The organism is Paenisporosarcina sp. P4_E4_2 (assembly GCF_056401595.1).
The window spans coordinates 1-2,783 of the sequence record NZ_JBFUJC010000385.1; the positions used below are offsets into that span (position 1 = coordinate 1).

Consider the following 2,783-nt stretch of genomic DNA (forward strand, 5'->3'; position numbering starts at 1 on the left):
AATCCTTTTTGGTCAAGCGGCCGAATCGATTCTGATGCGGAAATCGTCCATATGAAACCAATTCTCCAACAGTCAGTGCACCTGCACTTTCTGGAGTCTGAGGCAGTACTGCAATTTTCTGTGCAAGCCTTTTTGTGGGTTCTTTGACAATGCTTTCGCCGTCAAGAACAACGGAGCCTTTTTGATGAGGAATGATACGAGTCATTGCTTTTAATAAGGTGGATTTCCCACAGCCATTCGGACCGATTATGACGGTGATTTTTTCATCTGGTATGGAAACAGATAAGTTCTCAACAATTGTTCGATCACCATATCGGATTTGCAGTTCTTTTGCTTTTAGCCGAACCATTTTCAACCTCCTTTCACCAAATTATTTATATTTACTGATAACGATTATCAATATCATTTACAAACTAACTATAATAGGGTAAGCTAAGCCTGTCAATAGCACTATACTATATATAAAATTCGAAATCACACGATTTTACCTGTTGAGGAAGGATTGAAAAAATGAAGCATTTAGAAGAGTACGATGTAACCATCATTGGTGGAGGACCTGCAGGTTTATATACCAGTTTTTACAGTGGACTTCGCGGACTAAAAACGAAAATTATTGAATTCCAACCTCAACTTGGCGGCAAAATTCATGTGTATCCTGAAAAGATGATTTGGGATGTCGGAGGACACCCTCCACTGCCAGGAGCCATGCTAATCGATAAACTGGTTGAGCAAGGATTGACGTTTCAGCCAACCGTCGTGCTGAACACAAAAATCGGGGCCATCCATCAGAGGGCAGATCAATTATTCGAACTGATTACCGATAAGAATGAACAGCATTTATCCAAAACAATCATCGTCGCAACTGGAAGCGGTATCCTTACTCCACAAAAGCTTCAAATTGAAGGTGCTGACCGATTTGAAGTAAGTAACTTGAATTATACCATTAAGTCCTTGATGCACTTTAAAGATAAAAAGGTAATCATTTCAGGTGGAGGGAATTCAGCCATTGACTGGGCCAATGAACTCGCACCGATTGCCAAACAAGTCATCGTGGTCTGCAGAAAAGACGATTTCACGGGACATGAAGCACAGGTCACCAAGCTTTTGGAAAGTAATGCAATTTGCATATTCCAAACGTCCATATCTAAATTGATTGCTTCTACGGATAATTCTCGCATTGAGACGGTCGAATTAACAGATGCCATGACTGGTGAAAAACAATACTTGTCAGTGGATGAAATCGTTATAAACCATGGATTCGAACAAGATATCGCGTTGCTAGAAAATAGTTCTGTAAAAATGGAACTGGCAGATGGCTACTTTATCGCAGGWAGCGTGAACAGTGAATCCTCAATTCCAGGTATTTTTGCAGCTGGCGATATCTTGAAGCATGAAGGAAAACTTAACCTGATTGCAGGAACTTTCCACGATGCTGCGAATGCAGTAAATAAAGCAAAGAAATATATTGAACCTGAAGCGGATCAAATAGCCATGGTCTCTTCACACAATGATGTCTTTAAAGCACGCAATAAGGAACTTGTGAAAGAACTGCTTAAAGAATGTGTTCATTCATAAGTAGATGCTGAAAAAGGGGACTGAATAATATTCATTCAGTCCCCTTTTTCCATGCTTTTCTATTGATTTTCTCCCTTAGGTGCAAAGACTCTCGATACTAGCTCAGCTACATAAGCACTGCCTCCGTTATCTTCCACCCCTTCAATCATCATCGCCAAAATGAATTCTGGATTCTCTGAGTTGTAAGTAACAAAAAAACCATTTTCCCTACCATTATCTTCCGAAGCCGCTTTGAGTTCTGCCGTTCCCGTTTTTCCTGCAAGTGGAACCGAAGGCAAATTGGCAGCTTGTGCAAATCCATCCACTACAACGTTCCGAAGGCTGGTTCTAATAATCGACGCATTTTTTGCACTCACAAGTCCTTCCTTCCAAACTTGAGCGTCCTCTTCCTCCAAAAACAAGGTAGGTTTATACATCAGACCTTCTGTCAGAAAGACTTCATACATCGATGCAAGATGAAGGATATTGGTCAACATTTGGCCTTGGCCGAATGACGTATCCGCAAGCTGACCTTGTGACCCAATTGTCCCCTCATTTGAAATTTGGGAAGGCTTCATCCCATAAGTGAACGGGATTTCTTCATCGAAACCGAAACGCTTCAGTCCTTCCACAAATGTCTTACTCYCCATATCAAGTGCTTGCTGCGCAAAGTAAATATTGTCCGAATAGACGAGAGCTCTATTCAAATCAATCGGATTGGGTGCTTCAGCGTGGACACGCGTGACCTTGTAATCGCCCCAAGATGCATCTTTTTGCCATGTCTTTCCGTTAATCGCCAGCCCTTCAGTTGGATTAAGTGTGCCCGCCTCCAACCCGATTGCTGCCGTGATCGGTTTTAATGTCGATCCCGGAGCGTAAGAGGCTGTAAAACGATTGAACAACGGTTTCAACTGGTTCGCCTCAAGTGCTTTGTAGCGCTCGCCACTGATTCCCAGCATAAAATCAGTCGGATTGAACCCCGGGGAACTGACAAGAGTTAGTGTCTCACCTGTTTTGGGATTTACGGCCGCACTCGTACCCGCTTCGCCACGCATGGCTTGATACGTTTGTTTTTGTAACTGGGCATCAATCGTCAATGAAACCGTTTCCCCGTCTACTGCCGGCCTTTCTGCAACCGTTACCGCTTCTGCACCTTCTTCTGCTTTATCGATGTAGATACGAATCCCGTTTTCTCCCCGCAGTCGATCTTCGAGTAATCGTTCCAACCC

Annotated in this window: 3 protein-coding genes; 1 reads left to right on the forward strand and 2 read right to left on the reverse strand. The window is 43.0% G+C overall.

Annotated features, from left to right (window positions below):
* Nucleotides 1-349, reverse strand: a 349-nt coding sequence (locus tag AC1DSB_RS17495; RefSeq protein WP_477587228.1) for an ABC transporter ATP-binding protein, incomplete at its 3' end; no start/stop codon positions are given.
* A gap of 161 nt (nucleotides 350-510) precedes the next feature.
* Between AC1DSB_RS17495 and AC1DSB_RS17500 the strand changes: the two genes are divergently transcribed.
* Nucleotides 511-1,575, forward strand: coding sequence for an NAD(P)/FAD-dependent oxidoreductase (locus tag AC1DSB_RS17500; protein ID WP_477531074.1), 1,065 nt, complete (start codon nucleotides 511-513; stop codon nucleotides 1,573-1,575).
* Between the two features lie 59 nt (nucleotides 1,576-1,634).
* On the opposite strand, the gene AC1DSB_RS17505 is transcribed toward AC1DSB_RS17500, so the two are convergent.
* The coding region (locus AC1DSB_RS17505) for a penicillin-binding transpeptidase domain-containing protein (protein WP_477587229.1) at nucleotides 1,635-2,783 on the reverse strand (1,149 nt) is incomplete at its 5' end.